The organism is Streptomyces hundungensis (assembly GCF_003627815.1).
GTDB lineage: Bacteria > Actinomycetota > Actinomycetes > Streptomycetales > Streptomycetaceae > Streptomyces > Streptomyces hundungensis_A.
This window is the reverse complement of the sequence record NZ_CP032698.1, coordinates 702,110-727,726: the sequence shown is the minus strand read 5'-3', so window position 1 is coordinate 727,726 and position 25,617 is coordinate 702,110. Positions and strand designations below refer to the sequence as shown.

Genomic DNA, 25,617 nt, shown 5'->3' with positions numbered 1-25,617 from the left:
TATGATCTGATCATGGATTCAGCGGCCCAGCGGGTCGCCGCCGCCCGAGCGGCACTGCTGGAGGCCTACTACCGAGCCCGTGACACCGGCGACGCCGACCTCATGGCGGCGGCGGCACTCGATCTGCCGTCGAGCCAGCGCTTCGGCACCCACCCGGGCCACGTACCGGCCCTGATCCACGAGGCCTACGCCGCGGCGGTCACGCCGGTCAGCCGCTGCCGGCTCGCCGCCGCGCTCGCGCGGGCCTGGGTCTACGGCGGCGACGCCCAGCGGGCGGTGACCTTCGCACGCGAGGCGGTCGCCCTCGCCGACGGCCTCGGCGAACCCGAGGTCGTCGCCGAGGCCCTCGACGCGGCGCTGGTGGCTCACTGGGGGCCCGACGACTTCACCGAACGGCTGGCCCTGTCGGCACGCCTGGCCGACGCCGCGGCCCATCTCACGGATCCCGGGCAGCGGTCCACCGCCCACCTGTGGCGCCTGACCACCGCGTGGGAATGCCTCGACGTGGTGTCGGTACAGCGCCAACTGCGCGCGCTCGACCTGCTCGCCGAGGAGTCCGGCGCCCCGCGTGACGCCTTCTTCGCCGCGTCACGCCGGGCCATGCACGCCCTGGTCACCGGCGACATCGAGGCAGTCGACCGCCTCATCGCCGTCACCGACGAGCTGGGTCGGAGGACGGCCGAACCCGACGTGGAGGCGGTCACGCACAGCCTGGCCGCCGCCCGGGCGCTGCGCGCGGGCGACATCACCTCGCTGCGGGAGGAGGCCGCCGCGTTCGCCGCTTTCGGCGCCGCCGAGGGGGTGCCCTCGGTGTCGGCGGAGGCCGCACGCCTCTGGCTGGCCGCCGAAGAACCCGACCGTGCGCTGGGGCTCCTGAACCAGCTCGCCGGCGCCGGGCTCGACACCGTGGCACGCGACGTCGACTTTCTGCTCACCGTGACCTCGCTCGTCGGCGTCGCGGCCGAGCTGCACGTCGACGACATCCTCAGCGACGGCGTCCGCCTGCTCGAACCCTTCGCCGGGCGCGCCGTGCTCAACGCGGGCGCGGTCACGTTCCACGGCGTCGTCGACGACTACCTCCACCGCGCCGGGCAGGCACTCGGCCACCCCGGTGCGACGGCTTGGCGTCATCGCGCGGCCACCTCCTATCAGCGCATCGGTGCCACCTGGTGGCAGGAGCGGCTCGTCGCCGCCCGGCCACCGAGCGCGACGGCCCGCCCGCTCACCGTGCACCTGCACCAGGACGGCAACCGCGGCTGGGTCGTCGGCACGGGCGACGCCACGGTCGGGCTGCCCGACCTCAAAGGGCTGCACTACGTACGTGAACTGCTCCGCAACCCCGGCGTCGAAAGGAGCGCGCTCGCCCTGTCCGCCGCGGCGCCGGGCCATGCGGGGACCGTCGTCGCCGACTCCGAAACCGGCGCGGTCATCGACAGGCAGGCGCTGGCGGCCTACCGCCAACGGCTGCGCGAGATCGACGCCGAGCTGGACACGGCCGGGTCCTGGAACGACGAGGCCGGGCTCGACCGGCTACGGCTCGAACGCGAGGCGCTGCTCGCCGAAGTACGCGCGGCCACCGGCCTGGGCGGACGGCGCCGCCGATTCAGCTCGACGGAGGAGCGGGCCCGGGTCGCGGTCCGCAAGGCCATCGCCGCCGCCCTCGACCGCATCCAGCAGCACGACGCCGCCCTCGCCCGGCTGCTGCGCGACACCGTCCACACGGGCGCGTGCTGCCACTACGACCCGGACCCGGCACGGCCGGTGACCTGGCTGCTCGACCCGCCCACGACGGATTCCGCAACCGGGACCCGCCCCTGAATCCGGTCGCCTTCAACGCAGACTCCTTCAGAGCGGTGTTTCGAGTCTCGAAAGGGCCGTCATGGAAGGAAGGGGAGGTCGGGAGCGAGGAGCTGTTCCAGGTCCGCGGGCGGTCGTCGGCCGAGGAAGGACGCGAGGGCGAGCGGGGAGGCGGTGCCTCCGGCGACCATTCCACCGAGGAGCGCTCCGCTGTCCCGCCGCAGGAAGAACTTGGCGTACCGGGTGCTGCCCTGGGCGAAGACGACTTCGAGGGCCTGGCCATCCGCAGGGCGGGTGGCGCCGAAGGAGGCGACGTTCACACCGAGGAGTTTCAGCGTGGTGGCGGTGTCCGAACCGTCGAAGGGCTCGGTGTCCTGGCCCATCAGCTGACGCGCCACGTTGTCCGCCATGCGGTAGCCCGGGGCGACCAGACCGTGGCAGCGCCCCTCGACGGCGGCGCATTCACCGATCGCCCAGACGCGCCCGTCCCGCGTACGGCACCGGTCGTCGACCGCGATGCCGCCGCGCTCCCCGAGTGCCAGACCCGCCGATACGGCCAGCTCGTCGCGGGGGCGGATCCCGGCGGCGAAGACCACCAGCTCCGTCTCCACAACGGTTCCGTCGGAGAGCCGCACCGCGCGCACCGTGCCGTCGGGGCGGGCCTCGATCGACGCGGTCGCGGTCGAGCAGTGCAGCCGGAGACCGAGCTCGGTGGCCTGCTGGTGGAGCACGCGCGCCGCGCCCGGGTCGAGCTGGGCCGACATCAAATGCGGCGCCGTCTCCACGATGTGCGGATGCATCCCCAGCAGACGCAGGGCGTTGGCCGCTTCCAAGCCTAGGAGACCACCGCCGATCACCAGGCCGGGCCGGCCGGCGCGGGCGGCCGCGCGAATGGCGTCGAGGTCGTCGAAGGTGCGGTAGACGAAACACCCCACGAGGTCGTGCCCCGGGACCGGGGGGACGAACGGGCGGGAGCCGCAGGCCAGTACCAGGGCGTCGTACGCGATGTCGTCGCCGTCGGCGGTTGTGACCGTACGGGACGTGCGGTCGACGGACACTGCCGGGCAGGCGAGGCGCACCTCCACCCTGGCGTCGTGACGGAGGACCGGCCCGGCGATGGTCAGGTCGTCCTTGCTCTTGCCGTCCAGATACGAGGAGAGGGAGACACGGTCGTAGGCGAGGTGGCGCTCCTCACCCAGAACCACGATGCGCCAGGTGCCCTCGGTGTCCAACGACGTCAAGCGGTCCACGAGTTGATGCCCGACCATTCCATGGCCGACGACGACGAGTCTCCGGGTCACGCCGCATCCTTCAGTTCGGTATGCCGCCCAGGTGCCCATGCCGCGCACAGTTCCCGTACGCGCTCACCGCAGCCGCCGCACCCCGTTGTGACGCGGGTCGCCGTGGCGAGCGCCGGGACCGTGCGGGCGCCCGCCTGCCAGGCCTGGCGCAGGGCCGTCTCCGTAACGCTGTTGCAGAGGCACACCAGCGACCGGGCCTCGGGCTCGGCCGCGTCGGACGCGGATCTGGGCGGCCATCCCAGGAGCAATCCCACGAGGTCGTACGGGAGTTGTTGGCTGAGCCGGTGACTGCGGACGATCGGGGCGATGGCCCCCGGAAGGCCGAACAGGACGGCGCCGACGACGCGTTCGCCCCGCAGCGCGAGCCGGGCGTACCGTCGCTCCTTCGGGTCGGTGAGGGTGACGAGGCGGGTGTCCGGGCCGTCGAAGTCGGCCGGCGTTCCTATGTGGCACACGTCCGCCGCGCGGATGCGCAGTCGGAGCACGGGCGGTGCGGCCCGGTAGGTACCGCCTCGCCCGGTGAGGATCCGCGCGAGGGTGTCGGCCTGCTCCAGAGCGGCAGCGGGGCCCTCCGTCGCCCGCCCCTCGTGCTCGACGCCGGGGCCGATGGCGTGGACGTGGGGGTCGCTGCTGCGTAGCTGGGCGTCGACAACGATCCCACTGTCCGTCAAAAGACGTGCTGCGACGGCGAGTTCAAGGTCAGGCACGACGCTGGGACACAGCACCAGGGTGTCGGCCGGCAGGACGGTTCCGTCATCGAGGTGCAGCCGGCCCGGGGTGCGCCGCACGGCGGTGCGGCCGCCGAGCACGGTGACCCCGGCCCGCTCCAGCCGCTCGGCGAGCCAGGCGGCACAGGTCTCACCCAGGCGCTCCTCCAAGGGGTGGGGGCGCTCGCACACCAGCGTGGTCCTGGTACCCCGAGCGGCCAGCGCGCTCGCAATCTCCACGGCCTGCGGCCCGCCGCCGAGCACGACGGCGCTCTCGCCGCTGATCCGCTCGCGGTCGGCCGCGGTCCGCGGGACGACGACCCCCGGGCCGAGGCGCCCGTCGGGGGCGGCGATGCCGGGAAGGCGGGGGAGGAGGGGGCGCGCCTCCAGGGCGAGGACCAGCGTGTCGTACGGGAAGACGGTCTCGGCCTCGCCGACCAGCGCCCGCACCCGGCGCTGCGCGCGGTCGATGGCGACCACCCGGGTGTCGGTGCGGACGTCGAGGCCGGGCGGGGGCGGCAGTTGAAGGTCGGCAGGGGCGAGCAGGGCGTCGAGGAACGCCTGGTGGTGGGTGGCCCCGGGTTCGGTCCCCAGGAGGGTGAGGGGCCCTTCGTGCCCGTGCTGGCGCAGCCGGTCGGCGAAGTGATGGGCTGTCGGGCCGTTGCCCAGGACGAGGACACGGTTCACGGCGCGACTCCTGACACGGGCTCGACCCGCACGGCGCACACCTTGAACGAGGGCATCCCGCTGTGCGGGTCAAGGGCCGGATGGGTGAACAGGTTGGCCCGGCCCTCGCCGGGAAAGTGGAAGGGCGCGAACACGGTGTCCAGACGCATCGTCGGATCGACCCGGACGCGGGCCGTCATGCTGCCGCGCGCGGAGATGACCCGGGCGAGGCCCGCGTCGGACACCCCGGACCGGAGCGCGGTGTCGGGGTGCATCTCGACGAAGGGCCCCGGCACGGCGTCGTTGAGTTCGGCCACGCGGCGGGTCTGCGCACCCGACTGGTAGTGCGCCAGGACCCTGCCGGTCGTCGCGTGGAGCGGGTAGTGGGGGTTGAGCTCCTCCGCCGGGCCCTGGTGGTCCACGGCGGCGAACCGCGCCCTGCCGTCGGGGTGTTCGAACCGGTCGAGGAAGAGCCGGGGCGTGCCCGGGTGGGGGTCGGGGGTGTCCGGGCAGGGCCAGTGCAGGCTCTCCCCGGCGTCGAGGCGCTCGTAGGAGATACCCGCGTAGTCGGCCCTGCCGCCCCGGGAGGCGGCGCGCAGTTCGTCGAAGACCTCCTGCGGGACCGTGGGGTAGCGGCTCGCGGGCTCGCCCAGGCGTACCGCGAGTTCGTGCAGGACCTGGAGGTCGCTGCGCACCTGCCCCGGCGGCGAAAGCCGCGCGCGGCGGCGCAGCACCCGGCCCTCCAGATTCGTCAGGGTGCCCTCCTCCTCGGCCCACTGGGTGACGGGCAGCACCACATCGGCCAGGCGGGCCGTCTCGGACGGCACGAAGTCGGCCACCACCAGCAGATCGAGGGCTGCGAGCCGCTCGGTCACCCGTGTGGAGTGCGGGGCCGAGACGGCCGGGTTCGACCCGAACACCAGCAGTGCCCGCGGGCCCCGGTCGCCGCCCAGGGCGTCCAGGAGTTCATAGGCGCTGCGTCCGGGACCCGGCAGCTCTTGCGGCGCCACGCCCCACACGGCGGCGACATGGGCCCGCGCCGCCGGATCGGTGATGGACCGATAGCCGGGCAACTGGTCGGCCTTCTGCCCGTGCTCGCGGCCGCCTTGACCGTTGCCCTGCCCGGTCAGACACCCGTATCCGCTGCCCGCGCGGCCCGGCAGGCCGAGGGCGAGGGCGAGGTTGATGAAGCCCGCCACCGTGTCGGTGCCCGTGCTGTGCTGCTCCACTCCGCGGCCCGTCAGCACATAGGCGCCGCCCGCCCTCGCGAGCATGTGTACGGCGGCGCGCTGGTCGCTCGCGGGGATGCCCGTGACGGCTTCCACCCGCTCGGGCCACCAGTCCATCGCGCGCCGCAGCGCGGCTTCGAAGCCCCGGGTGCGGTCCTGGATGTAGTTCCGGTCGAGCAGACCGTCCACGGCGGCGATGTGGAACAGGCCGAGCGCGAGCGCCAGATCGGTGCCCGGCGCGGGTTGCAGGTGCAGCGCCGCCCGCTGGGCGCTGGCGGTCCGGCGCGGATCCATGACGATCAGCTCGGCCCCGTCGAGGTGCTGCATCAGCGGCGGCATCGTCTCGGCGACGTTCGCACCCGCCAGCAGTACCGTCCGCGCACCCTGGAGGTCGGTGACCGGGAACGGCAGACCCCGGTCCACGCCGAACGCCGCGTTGCCCGCCGCGGCCGCCGACGACATGCAGAACCGGCCGTTGTAGTCGATCTGGCTGGTCCCCAGCGCGAGACGGGCGAACTTACCCAGCAGATACGCCTTCTCGTTGGTGAGCCCGCCGCCACCGAAGACCGCCACACCGTCCGGGCCGTGCTCGGCGCGGATGCGGCGCAGCTCCCCGGCCACCCTCTCCAGCGCGACGTCCCAGGACGCCTCGGCGAGCCGGCCGTCGCGGCGGCGGACCAGCGGCCGGGTCAGCCGGTCGGTGGCGGACAGGACCGCGGGGGCGGTCCACCCCTTCTGGCACAGCCGGCCCCGGTTGACCGGGAAATCGTCGGGCCGCACCACCACGCCGGTCTCCCGGTCACCGGCAAGGCGCGTACCGCACTGCAACGCGCAGTACGGGCAGTGGGTCGCCACCTCCCGCAGTGGCGGGCCGAGTTCAGACATGGCTGGCTTCCTTGACGCTCTTCGTGGTGTGCCCGCCGCCCGTGGCAGAAGGGCGCAGATAGACGAAGCGGATGATGGCGACGCACAGCGCGTAGTAGGCGAGGAAGACCACGAAGGCCGGGATGCCGGAGCTGGAGCCGTTCGCGTACGACAGCTTGAACGCGAGGTTGATGGCGGCACCGCCGAGCGCGCCGACCGCACCGGCGATCGCGATGACCGCGCCCGACAGCCGGCGGGCGCGGGCAAAGGCCCCGCTCGCGTCGTGGCCGCGAGTGATCTCGTCCTCGGCCTTCTTCGCGAACACCGCCGGGATCATCTTGTACGTCGACCCGTTGCCGAGGCCACTGAGCACGAACAGCGCGGTGAACCCCCCGATGAACAGCGCGAAGGAGTGCAGGCCCGCGGCGACGATGAGCACGACGGTGCCGGCGCCCATGCCGAGGAAGTTCCACAACGAGACCCGTGCGCCGCCCTTGCGGTCGGCCAGCTTGCCGCCCAGCGGGCGTGAGAAGGACCCGAGCAGCGGGCCGAGGAAGGTGTAGCCGACCGCCTGGAGCGGGGTGGAGCCGAACTCGTTCTGTAGGACGAGACCGAAGGCGAAGCCGTAGCCGATGAACGAGCCGAACGTGCCGATGTACAGGAGGGAGATCCACCAGGTGTCACGGTGCCGGGCCGCCTCGCGCTGGGCGCCGGGTTCGGCCCGTACGGCGTCGACGTTGTCCATCTTCCACGCGGCGAGCAGGGCCACGACCACGATCAGCGGCAGATAGACGGCCGCGACATAGGAGGGGTGGGTGTTGCCGGCGAGGGAGATGACCGCGAGGCCGACGAGTTGGACCGCCGCCACGCCGAGGTTGCCGCCGCCCGCGTTGAGCCCGAGGGCCCAGCCCTGATGGCGTTGCGGGTAGAACGCGGTGATGTTCGTCATCGAGGAGGCGAAGTTGCCGCCGCCGACGCCGGCCGTGGCGCCGATCACCAGGAACACCCACAGCGGGGTGCCGGGGCGCTGCACGAAGTACAGGGCGAGCAGCGCGGGCACCAGCAGGATCGCGGTGGCGAACACGGTCCAGTTGCGCCCGCCGAACCGGGTCACCGCGTAGCTGTACGGCAGGCGCAGCAGCGCGCCGACGACGGTCGGGGTGGCGACCAGGAGGAACTTCTCACCCGGGTTGAAACCGAGGCCGATGGCGGGGGACATGAACAGGACGAGCACGGACCACAGGGTCCACACCGAGAAGCCGATGTGCTCGGCGAGGACGGAGAGGATCAGGTTGCGGCGGGCGATGCGGTCGCCGCCCCTGTCCCAGGCGTCCTCGTCCTCGGGATCCCAGCCGGTGAGCCAGCGGCCCCGCCCGGCGGTGGTGTCAGCCATGGTGTGCTCCAGATGAGTCAGGGGTTCCGGGGCAGGGCCGGGCCCCGGCGACCAGTGGCCGCCCGGAGCCCGGGTTTCGCGGCGAACAGCGAAAGGGGGTGGTGGTGTGGTGCCGCTGCTCAGAAGTTGAGGTCCAGCGCCTTGACCTTGTCCCGCTTGCGGTCCGGGTGGCTGTCCGGGAAGACGAAGCAGCGGGTGTTCTTGAGCTTGTTGTCCTCGACCTTGGCGGTGGAGAAGATCACCACGGGCACCCGCTCGCCCTTGTTGAGGAAGTCCGCACGGAAGTCGATGATCGGAGCGTCCTCGCCCCAGCGGCCGAGGAAGTCCTCCACGACCTCCTGGTCGGCGTAGATGTGACGGATGTGGTGACCGACGTAGGTGTCCGGCTGCTCGCTGGCACCGACGATCGCGATGTCCTTCCAGTTGGCGTGGGCGACGGTGCCGTCCTCCTCGATGAGGTGGATGGCGACCGGGCAGTTGTCGTAGTACGCCCGGATGAACTTGACGGCGTCTTCGCCCACGGGGGTGTACGCCGCGTTGCTCCGGTCGACCTGGCTGATCCACGCCTGCGCGGTGGAGTTGCCCTCACCGGCCTGCGAGGAGGGGGTCGGGTGCGTGGTGACGGGGCGCAGCGCCCAGAAGCCGTAGGTGCTGCCCTCGACCTCGCCGAAACCGACGTTGGCGTAGCCGGACGCGAAGTCGGGGTTGACGAAGGTGGCGTCCAGGTTCTCCACCGGCTCACCGGCCGCGAGCAGAGCGGTGTAGCCGTTGATGCCCAGGGCGTCGGCGAGCTTGGTGCCGGAGCTCGCCCGGTCCGCGAGGAGCTCCACGGCCGCCTTGTTCGCCAGCACGACGAGACCGTCGGCGTCCGTCACCAGCATGGCGGGCGAGGCCCAGTTGAACAGGTCGAGAAGCTGCTCGGACGAAGGGTAGTTGGACATGGCTGTGCCTTTCGAAGGAGGACGGAAGAGGGGGTTGTTCGCAGGGGAAGAACGCGGGGGAGGGGCCGGTCACAGCACCTTGCGGCTGTAGTTGAAGACCTGGCCCGTGGGCCCGTTCGACGGGAACTCGGCGATGGAGACGATCCATTCGGCCACGGTGCGCGGCGCCTTGAGCCAGTCCGTGCCGAAGCCCTCGTTGATGGCGCGGATGACCTGATCGCTCACCTCGCCGTCAAGTCCCGCCAAAGTCATGGCAGTTGCGACCGGGCCCGGTCGCACCTCGTTCGCCACGACGCCGTCGTCGGCGAACTCGACCGAGCAGGCCCGCATCAGGGCGGTCATCGCGGCCTTGCTCGCCGCGTAGGCCCACCGGTCGGGCTGGTAGCCGTTGGCCAGGCTCGCCCCGACGAAGGTGAGCGAGCCGTCGCCGCCTCGCCCGAGCAGAGGTGCCGTCGCCTGGATGAGACTCAGGGCGGTGTGCACATTGTTCTCGTACGCGTCGGCCGCCACCTGCCAGTCGAGCTTGCGGAGGTCGACCGGGTCGGGCGAGACACCGGAGTTGAGCACCACGGCTCGCACACCGCCGGCCGTCGTGGACGACACCGAGTCGAGCGCCGACCGCACGGCTGAGTCGTCCCGGAGGTCGGCCACGCAGTCGACGTACCCCTTCTCCTGCGCGAGCGTGGGGTTTCCCCGCCGGGACAGGCCGACGACGGTGTAGTCCCGGTTCAGGAACTCCGTCGCGACCGCCGCACCGATCCCGGACGAGGTCCCGGAGACCACTGCGACACGGGAGGTGTCCGAGCCCATCAGGCAGCCTGGAACACGGTCGTGTTGATGGCGTCGAGGGTCCGCATGGACTCGATGTTGATGACGCCCGGGTCCAGCTTCCGGCCGTGCAGGCGCTCGATCTCGATCACCATCTGGACGAACTGGAGGCTGGTCACCACGCCCGACTCGACGAGGTCCGTGTCGCCCTGGATGCTGACGGGCTCCTCGTGCAGGTCGCCGAGCCACTCACGGAGCAGCGCTATCTTGCCTTCCACGGCTTCCTCTTTCTCTTGCTTGACATGCGATTACTTGGTCCTGAAATGCACGGAGAAACCGGCCGGGTGCGCGAACGACTGGCTCTCCATGGCCAGTTGGTCGCGGGTGACGACCACCTCCGAGCAGCGCTCGACGAGCCTCTCGACGAGCAGCGAGAACTCCGCCTTGGCGAGCATCGCTCCCGGGCAGGCGTGCGCCCCGACCGCGAAGGGGATGGAGCCCTTCAGGCTTCTGCCGGTGGTGAACCGGTCGGGATGGTCGAAGATCCGTGGATCCCGGTTGGCCCCGGCGATCGAGGCGAGCACCGCCGAGTGCCGTGGGATGTCGACGCCGTGGACCGTCACGTCGTCGGCCGCGAAGCGCACGATCGTCTGCACCGGTGGGTACAGCCGCAGGACCTCTTCGATGAACTCGTCCCGGGCCACTTCGTCACGGAGTTCGTCCAGATCGAAGATGGAACGCCCCATGCAGTACACCAGCGAGGTGATGAACGCGCTGCTGGTCTCGGTGCCGGCCAGGAAGAACAGCAGGGCCGTCGAACGCACTTCGCTGTCCGTGAGGGTGATGCCCTTGCGGTCGCGGGTCCGCTCGATGGTCTCCAGGAGGGACCGCGGGTCGGCCGCCCCCACCGCGCGCTGCTCCTCGATCAACCTCAGCAGCTCGCTGACGTTGGCATGGGTCTGGGCGGTCTCCTCGGTGGGATAGTCCAGGAGCCGGGCCAGCGGGCGGGTCAGCTTGTGGAAGCGGTCCTCCAAGGCCGGGTCGATGCCGAGGATGGTGCAGACGATGCCGTAAGGGACCTTGTGCGCGAAGGAGTTGTAGAAGTCGTCCGTCTCGGTCCCGGCGATGGCGTCCACGAGCGCGTCGATGAGCCGGGGCATCAGGGTCTGCTTGTACTCCGCGATCCGCCCCCCGGACAGGACCGGAGCGAGCAGGGCGCGAAAGGCCCGGTGGGCGGGGCCGTCGGCGTCGAGCACATTGGGCCCGAAGGCTCGGGCGCTGGCCTTGAGCGGGTGCTCGGCCACGATCCCGGGGTGGGTGAGCACCTCGTGCACGGCGGCGTTCCCGGTGGCGGCGAACAGCCCGTCGTCGAGCCGGTGCACATCGGTTCCCGGAGGCAACTCCCGGTACCAGTAAGGCCGCGCCAGCAGATTCGCGGGGCTTTCCGAGGGCCTGGCGGGAATTTCTTCGGTACTTACCCCGAGCACGTGACGTACCCTCCGACGCCCAAGCCGCTGATACCGGCCAGCAGACGCATCGCATCGAGCCATTCGGAATCGGTGAGCCCCATGGAACCGGGGGCTGTGTAAAATGCGGTGAGTGTTCCCGAGCGCCCCTCGGCGCCGACGATGTCACAGTGGAATCGGGTCGTGCCGCGGCTCCCTTCTTCGGGGGCCTTCTCATCGGTCGTGAAGGAGAGGTCACCGAAGGAAATGGAGACTTCTTCGGTGAAATTGCGGCGAATGAGTTCGAAGGCGAGGCGCAGGCGCTCTTGTGGGTCCTGCTCCTTCGCATACCTGTCGAGGAGAGCGTTCGCCGCTTCCATGACCCGCTCGATCCGGCGCTTGCTCTGTATGGATTCCAGCGCTAAGGAAAATTTCTCTTCCGTGCGGCTTTGCGTACTCAAAACGAGAGTCCTTCCCTGTATGGGACCGCCAAATGACAAGGGGAAAGGGTGGCGCGGTGCGGAGGAGAGCCGGCCCTCAGGAGACGTAGCCGAAGCGTGCCGAGAGTTCGCGCTTGTTGATCTTGGTGTTCTCCAGCAGCGGCATGGCGGAGACGAAGTGGACCTTGGCGGGCACCATGTAGGCGGGCAGCAGCTTCCCCAGCCGGCCCTTCATGTCCGCTTCCGTCATGGAGTCATCGGGGGTCTCCGCGAACAGGATGATGCGCGGGGTCCCGCTGCGGTCGGGGATCGGCATCAGGACCGACCGCCTGCTGCCCAGCGAGCGGGCCGCCGACTCGATCTCCGCAGGCTCGATCCGGTGCCCGGCGACTTTGAGCTGGGCGTCCTTGCGGCCGGCGAAACGCAGACGGCCGACGTCGTCGATCCAGCCGTGGTCGCCGGTCAGGTAGACCCGGCGCTCGTGCCCGTCGACCAGCACGTTCGTGAAGGCGGCCGCGGTCTGCTCGGGGGCGTTCAGATAGCCGAGAGCGAGCCCGGCGCCGCCGATGGCGATCTCACCGGTCTCGCCGGGGGGCACGAGGGAGCCGTCCCGTACGACATGGAGATCCGTGCTGGGCACCGGCCGGCCGGCCGGAATGCCGCCCGCCTGGGCGGTGTCGGCCTCCGTGATGCGATGAGTGCTGGCGAACACGCACGCCTCGACGGGGCCGTACCCGTTGTACAACTCCATGCCGGGATGGGCCTCGAAGAGCCTGCGGCAGCTGGCGGGTGACGGCTTGTCGCCGCCGAGGAGCACCGCGCGCAGACCGGCGAGGCAGTCGATGTCGCCGGCCGCGATCACATCGAAGAGCGACGGGGTGAGGAAGAGGTGGGTCGCGCCGAAGTCGCTGATGTAGGCGCGGATCGCAGGTGGCAGCAGGAGGTCGCCGTCGTGGACGACCGCGGTGCCGCCGGTGAGCAGCATGCCCCACAACTCCAGGGTGAAGGCGTCCCAGGCCACCGCCGCCGCATGGATCATCACCGGTCGTTCGCCGAAGTCCATGAAGGGCTCGGGAGTGAACAGCCGGGTGGTCGCCCGGTGCGGGGAGAGCACCGCCTTGGGGGTACCGGTGCTTCCGGAGGTCCAGAAGACGGTGGCGCACGCGTCGGGTGCGACCGTGGGCAGCGGGCGGGACGGAGCGCTCTGGGGCGCCGCCGGGTCCAGCAGCTCGCTGAAGGTGAGGTGACCGATGGCCGCCTGTTCCAGGCCGGCGGATCCCGCGGTGTCCGCGAGGACGACCTGGGCGCCCATGGTGTCCAGGAACTGGGCGATCCGGGCGGCCGGCCACCGCACGTCGAGGATTCCGTAGGCGCCGCCGGCCATCAGGATGCCCAGGAGGACCGCGGCCAGCTCAGAAGACCTGCGGGCCACCACGGGAACGACACTGCCGGGCCGGATCCCGAGTCCCCCCAGGTGGTGGGCGATGCGCCGGGCCTCGGCGGCCAACTCCGCGTACGTCGTCGCGCCGGCGGCCGAGACCACGGCCGGGCGATCGGGGAACTGCCGGGCCACCCGCGCGAACGCGTCGTGGATGGTCGCTTCCCCGTTGGTCGAGCCGTACATGCTGCTCATGATCGATGCCCCCGTTCGATGCAGTTGCTGGCCGTCGCCCGGCTCAGTCGAACTTCATCGACGACGGAACGATCGAGCCGGGGGCGAGGTCGAGCCGCGGAGGAGCGGAGAATTCCAGGAGCACGGCTCCCTCTTCTCCGACGAAGGTGGCGGTGTGCCGCGAACGCGCGGGGATGTAGGCCACGTCACCGGAATTGAGTTCGTACTCGGTGCCCTCGCAGACGAAGCGAATGGACCCCTCGGTGACCACGACCCACTGCTCGTTCTCGTGCCAGTGCGGCGGGAGGTTCAGGTCACCGGACTGGTCGGCCACCACCTTGAGGCAGGACATCTCCTGGCCGAATGCGAACCGCCGGGCCAATGCGATTCCTTCGGCCTTCAGTTCCTCGTGGTCGTCCCAGTTAATCTTCATCGGTCCCCCTGTGATCGTATGGCGACGTGACGGAACGGGAAAGTCGCGCGCCGGCCCTTGAGTTCCATTCGGCGGCGTTTCCCGAATCTGTTTCGACCGTACGTGGTACTTCCGGCCGTGCTCAATGCCATTTCAAATACTGGACAGTTGAGGGTGGCGGCCGACATTGGGAGGCAGGGGGTTTCCTCAGGTGTTCCGGGAAAACTCCGTGGCGTTGGCCGAGGTGGGGGCCGGGTGCTCGGTCCCGGCGGCCTTGTGGTCGGGGAGGCGCAGTGCCAGGACGACGGGAGCCACGAAGACGGCGAGCAGCGCGTAGAACGTCGCGCCAAGACCGGCCCGGTCGGCCAGCCAGCCGAACAGGGGGGAGCACAGGCCGCCCGCTGCCATGGCGAGGCCCAGGGTCAGTCCGCTGGCCGTGCCCGGGCGGTTGGGCAAGTAGTCCTGGGCGAGGGTGACTTGGGCGGCGAACGGCAGGAACATCGCGGCGCCGAACACCACCGTGCTCACCACCAGGACGGGGAACGCGGGAGCCCAGGCGATGCCCAACAGGGCGGGCAGGGCCACGAGATAGCCGATCCGGACCGAGGCCATCCGGCCGTAGCGGTCACCGACCCAGCCGCCGAGCAGGGTGCCGACAGCTCCCGCCGCGGTGTAGCAGGTGAGCACGGTGGCCCCTGCCCCGGCGGACTGCCCCAGGTCGCGCTGGGCGTGCAGGGACACCAGCGAGGTGACCGTGACGAACGGGATCGACCAGCCGATGATGACGACCACCAGGCGGGTGAAGGAGCGCCAGTCGTCCCTGCGTCCGCCGTCCTGCGCGCCCGTGCCGGCCGGGGCGCGGATGACCAGCGGTGCCGCCGGTGTGTACCCGCGCCACCGCATCCAGGGCCCGCGCAGCAGCCAGAGCGCCACCATGGCCAGGGCGGGGATGGCCAGGAGGTAGCTGCTGGAGAACCCCAGGGAGCCGATCACGAGGGTGACGAGGGCGGGGGCGAGCGAGCCGCCGACCGTGCCGCCGACGGAGAAGACGCTCATGGCCTTCTGCGAGGAGCCGCCGGCCGCACGGGCCTCGCTGGTGGCCGGCGGGTGGTAGGCCGCTATGCCGATGCCCGCGAGGGCGACACACAGCCAGGTGAGGAGGTAGTTGCCGGCAAGGCCGGCGGCCACCACGCCGAACGCCGCCGTCGCGAACCCGACGGGCACCAGCCAGGACCGTGGTTTGCGGTCGGACAGCAGCCCGAACAGCGGCTGGAACAGACTGGACACGCCGCTCGCGGCGAACGCGAGACCGGAGACGGCGGCATAGCTGTAGTGCCGCTGTGACATCAGGAGCGGCAGCATCGCGGGGATCGCGCCCTGGTACAGGTCGTTGACCACGTGCGTACCGGCCAAGAAGCCGAGTTGCCCTTTTTTCATCCTGAACCGTTCATTTCCGTCGGTAGGGGTGCGGTTGACCTCAGGTCCTCAGGTCCTCTGAGGTGTTACCTTAACGAGCGATCCGGGCGGCAGCAAAGCCCTTGCTGAGCAGGTGAGTTGGCCCCTCGTAAGGGTGTTGGTCAAGGGTGTTGCCGGTGGGACGCGCCGGGTCGGCACACCCACCGGCAACCCGCCGTCGGGCCGGGTTACGGCGCGCCGCTCACCCGGACCGAGGACACGTGGAGCACGGTCACCGTCCGGCCTGTCCGGCCCGGTTGACGGCGGCGAGCACGGCCTGCACCGACGCCGCGAGGATGGAGGTGTCCCAGCCGGCGCCCCAGAACGTTTCCCCGTCCACCCGGCACTCGGCGTACGCGACCGCGGGGCTGCCGGGCCCCACGCTGGTGGCGTGCTCGGCGTAGTTCAGGATGTCGACGGCGATGCCGGCGCTGGTGAGGACCTGGGTGAAGGCGGACAGCGGCCCGTTTCCGGTGCCCTCGTAGGACCGTTCCTGGCCGTTCGCGGTCAGGACACAGCTGAACCGGTGCTCACCGGGTCCGGTCTCCGTGGTGCTCCACGAGTTGAGCAGGACCGGACCGTCCTGGGCCGGGGCGATGTAGTGCGTGCGGAACAGGTCCCACAGGTCCTTGTGCGAGAGCTCCTGCCCGCTCGCGTCGGTGGCCCGCTGCACCGCGCCGGAGAAGTCCGGACGCATCCGCTTGGGCAGGTCCAGACCGTGGTGGGTGTGGAGCAGGTGGGCGATGCCGCCCTTGCCGGACTGCGAGTTGATGCGGATGACTTCCTCGTACGTGCGCCCGATGTCACCCGGATCGATCGGCAGGTACGGGACCTCCCACGGCGCCTGCTTCGCCGGGACGCCCAGCTCCGCCGCCCGCTTGGTGTGGTGGGCCATGCCCTTGGAGATGGCGTCCTGGTGGGTCCCGGAGAACGCCGTGTGCACGAGCTCACCGACATAGGGGTGGCGCGGGTGGATGGGCAGCCGGTTGCAGTGCTCCACCACCTCGCGCACGGCGTCGATGTCGGAGAAGTCGACCATGGGGTTCACGCCCTGCGCGTACAGGTTCAGGGCCAGCGTGACGAGGTCGACGTTGCCGGTCCGCTCGCCGTTGCCGAACAGACAGCCCTCCACCCGCTGCGCCCCTGCCAGCACCGCGAGTTCGGCGCACGCGACGCCCGTGCCGCGGTCGTTGTGGGGATGCACGGAGAGGATCACCGCGTCGCGCCGGGCCAGGTGACGGTCCATGTACTCGATCTGGTCCGCGTACACATTGGGGGTGGCGATCTCCACGGTGGCCGGCAGGTTGTGGATCACCGGCCGGTCAGGGGAGGCGTCCCACAGCTCGGTGATGCTGTTGCAGACCTCCAGGACGAAGTCCGGTTCGGTGAGGTTGAAGACCTCGGGGGAGAACTCGAACCGGATGTCGGCTCCCGACTGCTCCTCGGCGCGCCGCATCAGATAGCCGGCGGCGTCCAGGATCATCCCGTGCAGCTCGGTGCGGGAGCGGCCGAGTACCACGTCGCGCCAGGCCGGTGCGGTCGCGGTGTAGAGGTGCACGACGGTGCGGGGGAGCCCCTCGATGGAGGCGATGGTGCGGTCGATCAGGTCGTTGCGGGCGGCGGTGAAGACGGAGATGGTCACGTCCTCGGGCACGGCGCCGCTGGTGGCCAGGTGGCGCACGAAGTCGAAGTCGGTCTGGCTGGCGGAGGGGTAGCCGACCTCGATCTCCTTGTAGCCCATGGTGACCATCAGGTCGAACATCCGGCGCTTGCGCTCGGTGTCCATGGGCTCGGCCAGCGCCTGGTTGCCGTCGCGCAGATCGACCGGCACCCAGAGCGGGGCCCGCTCCAGTCGGCGCGACGGCCAGGTCCGGTCGGTCAGCGGCAGCGCCACGCGGTCGTGCGCGGGCCGGTACCGCTCGTGCGGCATCGCGCTCGGCCGCTGGGGGTTCCACGCGGGAGCACCCTCGGGAACGGGCCCCGACGGGGTGCGCAGCGTGGCGAAAGCCTGGGTGGGGGATGTAGCCATGAGACGGAACCACTTTCAGTCGGCCAACTGGTGACCGGCACGTCTCGACACCCGCTGCGGGGTGCCGGTCGATTCAGGCCCCGCAGCGGCAACCGAGAAGAAGAAGCTCGCACAGCGACATGCCGGGTACAGTAACCACAATCCAACACCTCAGACAACCCGAGATGTGAAAGCGAAGGTGAACGTCGAATGCCACTGGGCGCACTGCGGCCAACTCCCTTGGTCGAGCAGGCCACTGAGCGGCTGCGCGAGCAGATCACGCAGGGCGAGTGGAGCGTCGGGACCAAACTTCCCGGCGAGAACGCGCTCGCCCAGATCCTCGGCGTGGGACGCTCGACCGTGCGTGAGGCCCTGCGCGCGTTGGCCGGCGCGGGACTCGTGCAGCCGCGTCAGGGCGCCGGTGTCTTCGTCATCGCCACCAAGCCCCAGGAGGACTGGCCCACGAGCCTGCGGCGCGCGGCCGTCACCGATGTGTACGAAGTGCGCATGCTCATCGAGGTCGAAGCCGCGCAGATGGCCGCGCAGCGCCGCACCGACGATGACCTCGTCGCCCTCGACAAGGCGCTGGCCCACCGCAGGGACGCAGCGGAAGCGGGTGACGCGGAGTTCGTCGACGCCGACATCGCCCTCCACGCGGCCGTGGTCGCCGCGGCCCACAACCCCGTACTGACCGGCCTGTTCGCCGAGTTCGTGCCCGTACTGCGCCAGGGGCTGATCGACCTGGTGGAGCTGCTCGGCCTGCGCTCCGGGGACCCCAACCACGGCGACGACGGCCACACCCTGCTGGTGGAGGCCATCGCGCGCGCGGACGCGGAGTCCGCCGGGCGAACCCTGCGCGAAGAACTGAAGCGGACCCTCGAACGCCTTCATGCGATCTGACGCACCGTCAGGGTTCGCCCCGCACATCCGCCCCTTCCCGACCACGGCGTCCGCCGACGGCCACCCGCAGCTCCTGTTCTTCCCGCACTCGGGCAGCTCGGCCGGCTCCTACCGGGGCCTCGCAGGCCGGCTCGCCGACACCGCGCGGCCTGCCTGCGTCCAGTACCCGGGCCGGGCGGAGCGCCGTTCGAGCCCGCCCTTCACCGATGTGCACGCCCTCGCCGACGAGTTGGCCCAGGCGTTCGCCGCGTGGCACGAGGGCGGGCCCGTCGTCCTGTTCGGGCACAGCCTGGGAGCGGTCGTGGCGTACGAGGTCGTCCGCAGGACGGCCGACCAGCGGCGGCTGGTCCTCGTGGCCTCCGGGCACCCCGCGCCGTCCCGGCTCGGCCTGCCGTCCATCGTCCCGCCCGGGGACGGCACCGAGGATCCGGACCAGCCGCTCGTCGATCTGCTCCGGTCGCTGGGCGACGACTCCGGGCTCCTGGACCACCCCGTCCTGCGGAGCGTATTCCTGCCCGTCATCCGCGGCGATCTGGCCGCCCACGGCCGCTACCGGCCGGAGCCCGGGGGTACCGTCGCCTGCCCCGTCGTCGCCCTCATGGGGAACGCGGATCCGCTCACCGACCCCGCCGACGTCCAGGCGTGGGAACAGCACACGGCTGCCACCTTCCGGATGCACACCTTCCACGGCGGCCACTTCTTCACCAACGAGCGCGCCGGAGAGGTGGCGGACGTCCTACGCGCCCTGTGCGCCCGAGCGGCCTCCTGACGGCAGGGCGGCGCCAGCCCGACCCCGCCCCCGGCCGTGGCATGACGTACCGGGGACGCAACGCCTGGCATGTCTCGATCCCTCGGCGGTTTCAGTGGAATTTCATCCGTCACTGCCACGGTCGTTCATGAACTCGGCCGACCGTGCACCGCACCGGGCGGCAGACGGGCAGGCCCACTACACAGGGAGAACCGCATGCGAAAAGGAAGGATCGCGGCCGCGTTAGCCGCTCTCCTGCTGACATCCGGGCTTTCACTGGCGCAGGGATCCCCAGCACAGGCGGTCACAGCCCCGTGCGACGGCACGTACACGATCGTCGTCGGGGGCACGTGGAGCACGTGGGACAACGACCGGTTCGTCGGCAACATCCAGCAGCACGTGGGCTACGCCAGCCAGGTACCGAGCGGCCCGAGCGTCCGGCAGGGCGTCGGCGAGCTGAACCGGCTGGTCCGGGAACAGCGTGCCGCGTGCCCGTGGCAGCACGTCAAGATGGGCGGCTACTCCCTGGGTGCCGCGGTGGTCCACGTGTGGGTCAGCGAGAACTGGAGGACGTTCGACAACGTCAACGCAGTCCTCATCGCGGACCCCAAGCGGCAGGGCGGTCCCGGCACCAACGGCAGTGCCGCACCGTTCGGCGGCGTCATCGGCCCTCCGCTCTCGGGCGCTGACCGGGACTTCGGCAACGTGCCGGTGAAGTCCATCTGCTACTGGGACTACATCTGCGACGAGTCCGCCGGCTTCTGGACCTACCCGGGCAACCACAACAACAACTACTGGCCGGACTTCGACATGAACCACCACGCCGACGACTCCAACGAGCAGTGGTACAACGGCGCTTGGTACCCCTGGTAAGGGAGAGAACCGCCGGAGGCCGACCCCTTCCAGCCGCGTGGTGACTTCAATCCTCACCACGCCCCAAGGGGCCGGCCTCACGCTTGGGGCCCACGCAACCGCTATGTGGCCGGGAACGAAGTGGCCGGATTCCAGGCGCAGTTACCCGGGTTAGGGGCGTAGCTATAGGCTGGCAGACCCAGTTCCGGCTCGCGTCCGTGAGAGGACCCCATGCACGCCAACGAGCAGGCCCGGACCCCCCAGAGCAGGACGCCCCGCAAGGGCGCGGGCAGGGCCCCGGCTCCGGAGAGTGCGATACCCCCTCGGCTCCTCGCACTCCAGGGCGCCGCCGGCAACGCGGCCGTGGTCCAGATGCTTCGAGGGTCCGGCCACGCCTGGTCCCAGGACCAGCACGCCCCCACGGACGGCTGCGGGGAGCAGCAGCATGGCCAGGCAGAGGCCGTGGCGGTGCAGCGGCGCTCGGCCGTCCACGATGTGCTGCGCGCGCCCGGTCGTCCGCTGGACGACCACACCCGGACGGACATGGAAGCCCGCCTCGGGGCCGACTTCACCGGCGTACGCATCCACGACGGCCCCGAAGCCAAGGCGTCCGCCGCCGAAGTCGGAGCACGCGCCTATACGAGCGGTGACCACGTCGTCCTCGGCGACAACGGCGCCGACAAGCACACGCTGGCCCACGAGTTGACCCATGTCATCCAGCAGCGTCAGGGGCCGGTCACCGGTACCGACCGCGGCGACGGCCTGCGCGTCTCGGACCCCTCGGACACGTTCGAGCGCGCGGCGGAGGCCAACGCCCGCCGCGCGATGGCCGGTTCGGCGCCGCTCCAGCGCGCCACCGTGCCCGATGACGGCCCCCGGCACCAGCATTCCCCGGTGATCGCCCGGATGCCGGCCGACACCCACGCGTCCGAGGCAGCCAAGCCGTGGCTGGTCTTCGGCGTGGACGGACGCAGCAAGGAACAGCTCACCAGCGCCGTCGACGCGGGGTACCGGCGCTTCGACACGGCGGAGAGCTACCGCAACACCGAGCTCGTGTCCGAGGTGCTGAGCGGTCTGCCGCGCGACAGCTACGAGATCCTGTACAAGTTCGACGTCCGCTCCGGCGAGTCGACCGACGTGCTGCGCGCCCGCCTCGAACGGGTCGCCGCCCTGTTCCACGGGCGCTTCGACAGCCTCGTCATCCACAACCTCGACGGCGACAAGCGGGTGCTCGCACAGGCCTGGCAGGTCCTCACCGAGCTGAAGGGCGACCGGGTCGCCGCTCAGATCGGGCTCGGCAACGTGGGCGAGACGAACGCGGGGCTGCTCGCCGAGTTCGGCGGCGTCGACGTCGTGGAGAACTCCGTCGAAAGCGCTCTGCTCAGCGAGACCGTGCAGAACGCGATCAAGGAGTCGGGCGCGCACCTGTACTACTACGACGTCATCAGGACGGCCCGGCAGATGGAGCTCGACATCACGTCGCCGGACGACCTCAACGGCCTCATCTACACCATGGCCGGCACGTTCCACCGGCCCGACGGCACCTCCAACGCCACCATGATCAGCAGCAGCGGATCGCCCGGTACGCAAGCGGCCAACCTGGAGAACTTCGGCGGCGGCCCCGACCACGAGGACTTCACGGGGGACGAGCAGTACGGCGCGATGGAGAAGATCGACAAGTGGCGCAAGCAGCAGAGCGCCGGACAGACGAACGACACCTCGTTCGAACTCCGCCCCGAGCTCGGAACCTGGCTGGCCGGCCTCTGTGAAGGGGGTGGCGCCGACGCGCTGCGCACCGCCCTGGTGGAGGCGGCCCAGGAGAAGGGGCAGCCCGTGACCCAGTCCTTCATCGAGGAGTGGCTGGTGCAGCGGGGTCCCGTCACGGCCGAGGACCTCGGCTCGGTACGCGTCCCGTCCCGGGTGGGCCTGAAGCGGCGCTACATCGGCATGCCCCTGCGGGACACCCTGGCCGCGCTGTTCGGGGTGAAGAACTGCGACTGGAAGTGGTCCATCGAACTGGTGCAGTTGCTGTTCAGCGACGTCGACACATGGGACTGCGCCCTGCGGTTCGGGGCGGAGGGGATCGTTCAGGAGTGAGCGCCCCGGGATCCGAGTCCGTCACGCCGCGCTTGCGTCGAAGGTGAGCGGTCCGGCGCCTCAGGGGTTCGTCCACGCCCCTGGAGCGTCGGCCAACTCCGAGACGGGGGACGGGAGTTGGGCCGACGCGACATCCGCGAGGGACACGCCGTCCAGGATCTCGCGCACATTGGCCCGCAGCGCGATCCACAGGGGGAGCAGGGATGCGGCGGGCCCGGTGTAGGACAGCTCCGGAGGGCGTACTCCGCGTACCGACACCAGCGGCCCGTCCACGACGCGGATGACGTCGGCGATGCTGATGGACTCGGCGGGCTTGGCCAGCCGGTATCCGCCGTTGACGCCCCGCTGGCTGAGCACGAGACCGCCCCGGCGCATGTCGTTCAGGATGCCTTCGAGGAACTTGTGCGGGATGCTCTGGGCTTCGGCGATGGCCTCGGCCTTCAGCGGCGCGGCATCGCGTGACGCGGCGAGCTGCAACGCGGCGCGTACCGCGTAGTCGGCCCTGGCTGAGATCCTCATGTCCGCAGTATCCCGTACGGAGCCGCTCGGCGTTCAAGGCGCTGGGCGCCGCCGTGCAGAGGAGACACCGCCTCCCGTGTGACGGGCGTGGGGCTCCCGGTCCTCAAGGGCGGGCAGGGAGTGTGAACGCGGGGTGCGCGCCGTTGAGGAAGTAGTCCCCGACGTCGCGGAGCCGGGGGGCGACGGGCTCGTACAGCGTGTGGGCCCGGGTATTGCGCCAGAAGCGGTCGAAGCCCAGCCGCGCGGAGGCGGAGCGGGAGCCGATCACGTCCAGGGCACGGGTGGTCGACTCCTGCGCCGCCTTGGAAGCGGCGGCTTCCGCCATCGCCACGAGGACGGAGATCTCCGCGTACTCGTCGAAGGACAGCTCCTCGCCGCGTGCCAGCCCGGCCTGAACGCCGGTGACCGCCTGGTCGGCGAGGGCGGAGGCGGAGCGGGCCAGGACGGTCAGCTCACCGTAGGTGGTCAGGACGTGCGGGTCCTGAAGCGACCCGATCGGCCAGTCCGGGCGCCAGGGGGAGTGGGCCGCCCTGCCGTACTCCCTTGCCTCGGCGAGCATCCCCTCGGCCATGCCGAGCAGGAGCTGGGCCGAGAGGAGACGCCCGATCGGCGATGCGAGAGCGGTCCGGGGCGACAGGACGTCCTCGTCCTCGGACAGGGAGCCGAGTATGTCCTTGGTGGCGACCGGTACGGCATCGAACTCCACGTTTCCGCCGGCCGCGAGCCGCTGGCCGAAGGTGTCGGCATCGTCGTCGATCCGTACGCCGAGACAGGTGGCATCGACGACGACGGCGAAGGTCTCGCCCGTGTCGGCCCGCTCCGCCCGCACGGCGATGCGGTCGGCCACCAGGACGCCGGTGGCGTAGTTCTGCCGCCCGTTGAGCACATAGCCGGCGCCCTTCCTGGTCAGCGTGAGAGGCAGATCGTGGCCGCCGAGCCCACCACCCCAACACCACTGCTGCGCCGCGGACTTCCGCTCGACCTCCTCGGCCAGAGCCGGTCCGGCGAACAGTCGGGCACTCCACGACAGGAAGTAGTGACAGGCGAGCAGTTGACCGACCGCGCCATCGGCGGCGGAGATCTCCCGCAGGACGCCGCAGGCCGTCGACCAGTCCGCGCCGCCTCCCCCGAACTCGCGCGGTATGAGGAGCGTCAACAGCCCCGCCTCACGCAAACGGGCCACCTCGTCGAAAGGAGCCTTGCCCGCCTGCTCCCTCGCCACGGCGTCCGTGGCCAGGTCGTCGGCGGTCTCGCGGGCCACGCGCGACCAGTGTGTACGGCTGAGACCGATCCGGCCGGCATCGGAAGCGGTAACGGACGGCGCGATCGCAACGCCCATGGCGGCGCTCCTCAAGTTCGGTAGGACGGTGGGGTGTTGGGGCCGCGCACTGGTTGGATCAAGGTACGTGCATCCCTTGGCCAAGCAGCGATCCGGGCGCCCGTACGGGGCCAAGACGCGTGAGCGCGGTGCTCTACGCGTGGCGACAGGCGGCACTGGTGACGCGACCGAAGTCGACGTGCCGTCGGCGAACGAGTCGTCGCTGCGAGGGGGCCATGGCCCCATCCTGCGCACCGGACCGACGGAGCGTCAATGCTTTCCTAGTAAATCAGTGGGAAATGTGGGTGCGGGTCTTCTGGCATGAGGGCCCTCTTGCCGGGGCGTGAGAACGGCTTGCAGACTGCGGGGCAGGGTGGGGGAGTGCGGGAGTGGGGGAGTCATGGCGGCACAGCGACGGCTTTGGCGCATGAGGAAGCGGACGCTCAGGCAAGTCCAGGGCTGGAGCTCGATCGTGGGGGCGGTCGCGGTGGTGTGGCTGGCCGCGCACTGGTCGGCGGTGTGGCCTGTCCTGGTGACGGTGTTGGGCGCGGCCGTGCTGGGTTGTGTCGCGTGGGTGGTGTGGCGGGCGCACCGTACGGCGGTCTCACGGGACCGCGAATGGCGGGCTCAGGAGGAGGCGAAGGCCCGGGAGTTGTCCATGGCGCAGGTCGACGCGCTGTCCTGGCAGGAGTTCGAGACGTACATCGCCGAACTGTGTCGGCGGGACGGCTGCACGAAGGTCGTCGTCAGCGGCCGCAGCGGGGACTTGGGCGCCGATGTCATCGGTTATCTCGCCGACGGCCGCAAACTCGTCATCCAGTGCAAGAAGTACGCCCCGCACCGCAGCGTGCCGTCACAGGACATGCAGAAGTTCGTCGGCACCGCACGCCTGGAACATGGCGCGGACGTCGCCCTGTTCGTCGCGACCTGCCGCGCCTTCACCAAGGACGCCATGGGCCTGGCGCTGCGCCAGGACATCGTGGCCATCCACCGAGATCTGCTCGGCGCCTGGGTCAAGGGCGCCCCTTTGGAAACCCTGATTCCCCTGAACGGGTCGGGCGGCGGTAGCGGCGCCGGTACCCGGCGGCGCCCCTCCGCCTGAGCGTGGCTGGCACTTACGGGTCAGCGGGGCGCGGTGGTGAAGGCCTGCCGGTAGGAGCGGGGTGGGACGCCCCGGCGTCGTACGAACTGGTCGCGCAGTACGGCCGCGCTGCCGTAACCGACCTGGCGGGCGATCTCCTCGATGGCCAGGTCCGTGGTCTCCAGCAGCTCCTCCGCCCTGCTCAGCCGCAGGTGTCGTAGCCAGGCGTGCGGGGTGGTGCCGGTCGCGGCGGTGAAGCGGCGGGCGAAGGTCCGCTTGCTCAGCATGGCGCGATGCGCCAACTCCGCCACGGACTGCGGCTCGTGGAGGTTCTCCCGGGCCCACGCGAGGACCTCCGCCAGCCGTACGTCATCACCGTCCTCGGGAACGGGCGTGGCGAGATACTGGGCCTGGCCGCCGTCGCGGTGGGCGGGCAGCACCATGTCCCGGGCGATGGCATTGGCCTGCGCGGCGCCGTACTCCCGCCGCAGCAGGTGCAGGCACAGATCGAAGCCCGCGGCGGCACCCGCGCCCGTGACGATGCTGCCCTCATCTATGTAGAGGGCGTCGGCTTCGACGGTGACCCCGGGAAACCGACCGGCGAGGAGCTCGGCGAACCGCCAGTGCGTGGTTGCCCTGCGCTGGTCGAGCAGTCCTGCGGCGGCGAGCGCGAACGTACCGACGCAGTGGGCCGCGACCACGGCTCCGCGCGCGTGCGCCGTCCGCAACGCGTCGAGTACGGGTGGGGCGGGCGGTGTGCGGAAGCCGGCGCCGGGCAGGGCGATCACGAGGTCCGCTTCGGCGAGCCGGTCCACCCCGTGTCGGACGGAGAGCGGTACTCCACAGTCCGCGGCCACCTCTCCGGGCCGGTCGGTGCAGAGCGCGAAGTCGAAGCCGGGCAGCGCCGCTCCATGGGGGCCGAACACCTCGCTGACGATGCCGACGGCGAGCATGCCGACGCCGGCGGGGGCGTACGCGGCGACGGTTTTGAAGGGCGGCATGAGTGCAGTGTGGCAGAGGGTGGCACGAATCCTGCGATCATGGGCAGAGGTGCCACTCGTCAC

At 70.8% G+C, this 25,617-nt stretch carries 22 protein-coding genes; 6 read left to right on the top strand and 16 right to left on the bottom strand.

Going from position 1 to position 25,617, the window contains the following annotated elements; all coding sequences use genetic code 11:
* Positions 1 to 12 precede the first annotated feature (12 nt).
* Entirely contained in the window at positions 13 to 1,818 is a 1,806-nt protein-coding gene (locus tag DWB77_RS03295) for a hypothetical protein (protein WP_162952390.1), read from the top strand.
* A gap of 59 nt (positions 1,819 to 1,877) precedes the next feature.
* Here the strand turns inward: DWB77_RS03295 and DWB77_RS03290 are convergent, their stop codons facing one another.
* The 13 genes from DWB77_RS03290 to leuA form a co-directional block, all read right to left on the bottom strand.
* Positions 1,878 to 3,098, bottom strand: a complete 1,221-nt coding sequence (locus tag DWB77_RS03290; RefSeq protein WP_120719791.1) for an NAD(P)/FAD-dependent oxidoreductase — start codon at positions 3,096 to 3,098, stop codon at positions 1,878 to 1,880.
* A complete protein-coding gene (locus tag DWB77_RS03285; RefSeq protein WP_162952389.1) occupies positions 3,095 to 4,492 on the bottom strand; it encodes an FAD-dependent oxidoreductase in 1,398 nt (465 codons plus the stop codon). Before DWB77_RS03285 ends, DWB77_RS03290 begins: the two co-directional genes overlap by 4 nt.
* Positions 4,489 to 6,585, bottom strand: coding sequence for a molybdopterin oxidoreductase family protein (locus DWB77_RS03280; protein WP_120719789.1), 2,097 nt, complete (start codon positions 6,583 to 6,585; stop codon positions 4,489 to 4,491). Before DWB77_RS03280 ends, DWB77_RS03285 begins: the two co-directional genes overlap by 4 nt.
* Positions 6,578 to 7,957, bottom strand: coding sequence for an MFS transporter (locus DWB77_RS03275; protein WP_120719788.1), 1,380 nt, complete (start codon positions 7,955 to 7,957; stop codon positions 6,578 to 6,580). The genes DWB77_RS03280 and DWB77_RS03275 overlap by 8 nt, the downstream gene beginning before the upstream one ends.
* Positions 7,958 to 8,076: 119 nt before the next feature.
* Positions 8,077 to 8,898 carry a PAS domain-containing protein gene (locus tag DWB77_RS03270; protein ID WP_120719787.1) on the bottom strand — a complete coding sequence of 274 codons (822 nt, stop codon included), beginning with the start codon at positions 8,896 to 8,898 and terminating at the stop codon, positions 8,077 to 8,079.
* A 69-nt stretch (positions 8,899 to 8,967) separates the two neighbouring features.
* The gene (locus tag DWB77_RS03265; RefSeq protein ID WP_120719786.1) at positions 8,968 to 9,708 is read right to left on the bottom strand and encodes an SDR family NAD(P)-dependent oxidoreductase; all 741 of its coding nucleotides are present in this window, start codon (positions 9,706 to 9,708) and stop codon (positions 8,968 to 8,970) included.
* Entirely contained in the window at positions 9,708 to 9,944 is a 237-nt protein-coding gene (locus DWB77_RS03260) for an acyl carrier protein (RefSeq protein WP_120719785.1), read from the bottom strand. Before DWB77_RS03260 ends, DWB77_RS03265 begins: the two co-directional genes overlap by 1 nt.
* 30 nt (positions 9,945 to 9,974) lie before the next feature.
* Positions 9,975 to 11,066, bottom strand: a complete 1,092-nt coding sequence (locus DWB77_RS03255; RefSeq protein WP_216826820.1) for a cytochrome P450 — start codon at positions 11,064 to 11,066, stop codon at positions 9,975 to 9,977.
* Between the two features lie 74 nt (positions 11,067 to 11,140).
* Positions 11,141 to 11,572: a hypothetical protein gene (locus tag DWB77_RS03250; protein WP_120719783.1), complete on the bottom strand. Its 432-nt coding sequence runs from the start codon at positions 11,570 to 11,572 to the stop codon at positions 11,141 to 11,143.
* Positions 11,573 to 11,648: 76 nt separating this feature from the next.
* A complete protein-coding gene (locus DWB77_RS03245) occupies positions 11,649 to 13,184 on the bottom strand; it encodes an amino acid adenylation domain-containing protein (RefSeq protein ID WP_120719782.1) in 1,536 nt (511 codons plus the stop codon).
* Between the two features lie 43 nt (positions 13,185 to 13,227).
* Positions 13,228 to 13,596: a cupin domain-containing protein gene (locus DWB77_RS03240; RefSeq protein WP_120719781.1), complete on the bottom strand. Its 369-nt coding sequence runs from the start codon at positions 13,594 to 13,596 to the stop codon at positions 13,228 to 13,230.
* A 186-nt stretch (positions 13,597 to 13,782) separates the two neighbouring features.
* Positions 13,783 to 15,012, bottom strand: a complete 1,230-nt coding sequence (locus tag DWB77_RS03235; RefSeq protein WP_120719780.1) for an MFS transporter — start codon at positions 15,010 to 15,012, stop codon at positions 13,783 to 13,785.
* A gap of 250 nt (positions 15,013 to 15,262) precedes the next feature.
* Positions 15,263 to 17,059, bottom strand: a complete 1,797-nt coding sequence (gene leuA / locus DWB77_RS03230) for a 2-isopropylmalate synthase (RefSeq protein WP_120719779.1) — start codon at positions 17,057 to 17,059, stop codon at positions 15,263 to 15,265.
* Between the two features lie 189 nt (positions 17,060 to 17,248).
* On the opposite strand from leuA, the gene DWB77_RS03225 reads away from it, so the two are divergent.
* The 4 genes from DWB77_RS03225 to DWB77_RS03210 all read left to right on the top strand — a co-directional run bounded on the left by DWB77_RS03225 (position 17,249) and on the right by DWB77_RS03210 (position 21,635).
* On the top strand, positions 17,249 to 17,938 hold the full coding sequence (locus tag DWB77_RS03225) for a FadR/GntR family transcriptional regulator (RefSeq protein ID WP_120719778.1): 690 nt from the start codon (positions 17,249 to 17,251) through the stop codon (positions 17,936 to 17,938).
* Positions 17,928 to 18,707 carry a thioesterase II family protein gene (locus tag DWB77_RS03220; RefSeq protein ID WP_120719777.1) on the top strand — a complete coding sequence of 260 codons (780 nt, stop codon included), beginning with the start codon at positions 17,928 to 17,930 and terminating at the stop codon, positions 18,705 to 18,707. Before DWB77_RS03225 ends, DWB77_RS03220 begins: the two co-directional genes overlap by 11 nt.
* A gap of 195 nt (positions 18,708 to 18,902) precedes the next feature.
* Positions 18,903 to 19,559: a cutinase family protein gene (locus DWB77_RS03215; RefSeq protein WP_120719776.1), complete on the top strand. Its 657-nt coding sequence runs from the start codon at positions 18,903 to 18,905 to the stop codon at positions 19,557 to 19,559.
* A gap of 210 nt (positions 19,560 to 19,769) precedes the next feature.
* Positions 19,770 to 21,635, top strand: coding sequence for an aldo/keto reductase (locus DWB77_RS03210; protein ID WP_120719775.1), 1,866 nt, complete (start codon positions 19,770 to 19,772; stop codon positions 21,633 to 21,635).
* Positions 21,636 to 21,695: 60 nt separating this feature from the next.
* Here the strand turns inward: DWB77_RS03210 and DWB77_RS03205 are convergent, their stop codons facing one another.
* A complete protein-coding gene (locus DWB77_RS03205; RefSeq protein ID WP_120719774.1) occupies positions 21,696 to 22,154 on the bottom strand; it encodes an RrF2 family transcriptional regulator in 459 nt (152 codons plus the stop codon).
* A gap of 103 nt (positions 22,155 to 22,257) precedes the next feature.
* On the bottom strand, positions 22,258 to 23,493 hold the full coding sequence (locus DWB77_RS03200; RefSeq protein ID WP_120719773.1) for an acyl-CoA dehydrogenase family protein: 1,236 nt from the start codon (positions 23,491 to 23,493) through the stop codon (positions 22,258 to 22,260).
* Positions 23,494 to 23,899: 406 nt separating this feature from the next.
* Here DWB77_RS03200 and DWB77_RS03195 point away from each other — a divergent pair, with 406 nt between their 5' ends.
* Positions 23,900 to 24,574 carry a restriction endonuclease gene (locus tag DWB77_RS03195; protein WP_246033385.1) on the top strand — a complete coding sequence of 225 codons (675 nt, stop codon included), beginning with the start codon at positions 23,900 to 23,902 and terminating at the stop codon, positions 24,572 to 24,574.
* A gap of 20 nt (positions 24,575 to 24,594) precedes the next feature.
* Here the strand turns inward: DWB77_RS03195 and DWB77_RS03190 are convergent, their stop codons facing one another.
* Positions 24,595 to 25,554 carry a GlxA family transcriptional regulator gene (locus DWB77_RS03190; protein ID WP_120719771.1) on the bottom strand — a complete coding sequence of 320 codons (960 nt, stop codon included), beginning with the start codon at positions 25,552 to 25,554 and terminating at the stop codon, positions 24,595 to 24,597.
* Between the last annotated feature and the right edge of the window lie 63 nt (positions 25,555 to 25,617).

Excerpts from the sequence above, each read along its gene's own strand:
- DWB77_RS03295 (WP_162952390.1), top strand. The coding sequence starts at position 13 with ATGGATTCAGCGGCCCAGCGGGTCGCCGCCGCCCGAGCGGCACTGCTG.
- DWB77_RS03280 (WP_120719789.1), bottom strand. The coding sequence starts at position 6,585 with ATGTCTGAACTCGGCCCGCCACTGCGGGAGGTGGCGACCCACTGCCCG.
- DWB77_RS03275 (WP_120719788.1), bottom strand. The coding sequence starts at position 7,957 with ATGGCTGACACCACCGCCGGGCGGGGCCGCTGGCTCACCGGCTGGGAT.
- DWB77_RS03270 (WP_120719787.1), bottom strand. The coding sequence starts at position 8,898 with ATGTCCAACTACCCTTCGTCCGAGCAGCTTCTCGACCTGTTCAACTGG.
- DWB77_RS03265 (WP_120719786.1), bottom strand. The coding sequence starts at position 9,708 with ATGGGCTCGGACACCTCCCGTGTCGCAGTGGTCTCCGGGACCTCGTCC.
- DWB77_RS03245 (WP_120719782.1), bottom strand. The coding sequence starts at position 13,184 with ATGAGCAGCATGTACGGCTCGACCAACGGGGAAGCGACCATCCACGAC.
- DWB77_RS03240 (WP_120719781.1), bottom strand. The coding sequence starts at position 13,596 with ATGAAGATTAACTGGGACGACCACGAGGAACTGAAGGCCGAAGGAATC.
- DWB77_RS03235 (WP_120719780.1), bottom strand. The coding sequence starts at position 15,012 with ATGAAAAAAGGGCAACTCGGCTTCTTGGCCGGTACGCACGTGGTCAAC.
- leuA (WP_120719779.1), bottom strand. The coding sequence starts at position 17,059 with ATGGCTACATCCCCCACCCAGGCTTTCGCCACGCTGCGCACCCCGTCG.
- DWB77_RS03225 (WP_120719778.1), top strand. The coding sequence starts at position 17,249 with ATGCCACTGGGCGCACTGCGGCCAACTCCCTTGGTCGAGCAGGCCACT.
- DWB77_RS03220 (WP_120719777.1), top strand. The coding sequence starts at position 17,928 with ATGCGATCTGACGCACCGTCAGGGTTCGCCCCGCACATCCGCCCCTTC.
- DWB77_RS03215 (WP_120719776.1), top strand. The coding sequence starts at position 18,903 with ATGCGAAAAGGAAGGATCGCGGCCGCGTTAGCCGCTCTCCTGCTGACA.
- DWB77_RS03210 (WP_120719775.1), top strand. The coding sequence starts at position 19,770 with ATGCACGCCAACGAGCAGGCCCGGACCCCCCAGAGCAGGACGCCCCGC.
- DWB77_RS03205 (WP_120719774.1), bottom strand. The coding sequence starts at position 22,154 with ATGAGGATCTCAGCCAGGGCCGACTACGCGGTACGCGCCGCGTTGCAG.
- DWB77_RS03200 (WP_120719773.1), bottom strand. The coding sequence starts at position 23,493 with ATGGGCGTTGCGATCGCGCCGTCCGTTACCGCTTCCGATGCCGGCCGG.
- DWB77_RS03195 (WP_246033385.1), top strand. The coding sequence starts at position 23,900 with ATGAGGAAGCGGACGCTCAGGCAAGTCCAGGGCTGGAGCTCGATCGTG.
- DWB77_RS03190 (WP_120719771.1), bottom strand. The coding sequence starts at position 25,554 with ATGCCGCCCTTCAAAACCGTCGCCGCGTACGCCCCCGCCGGCGTCGGC.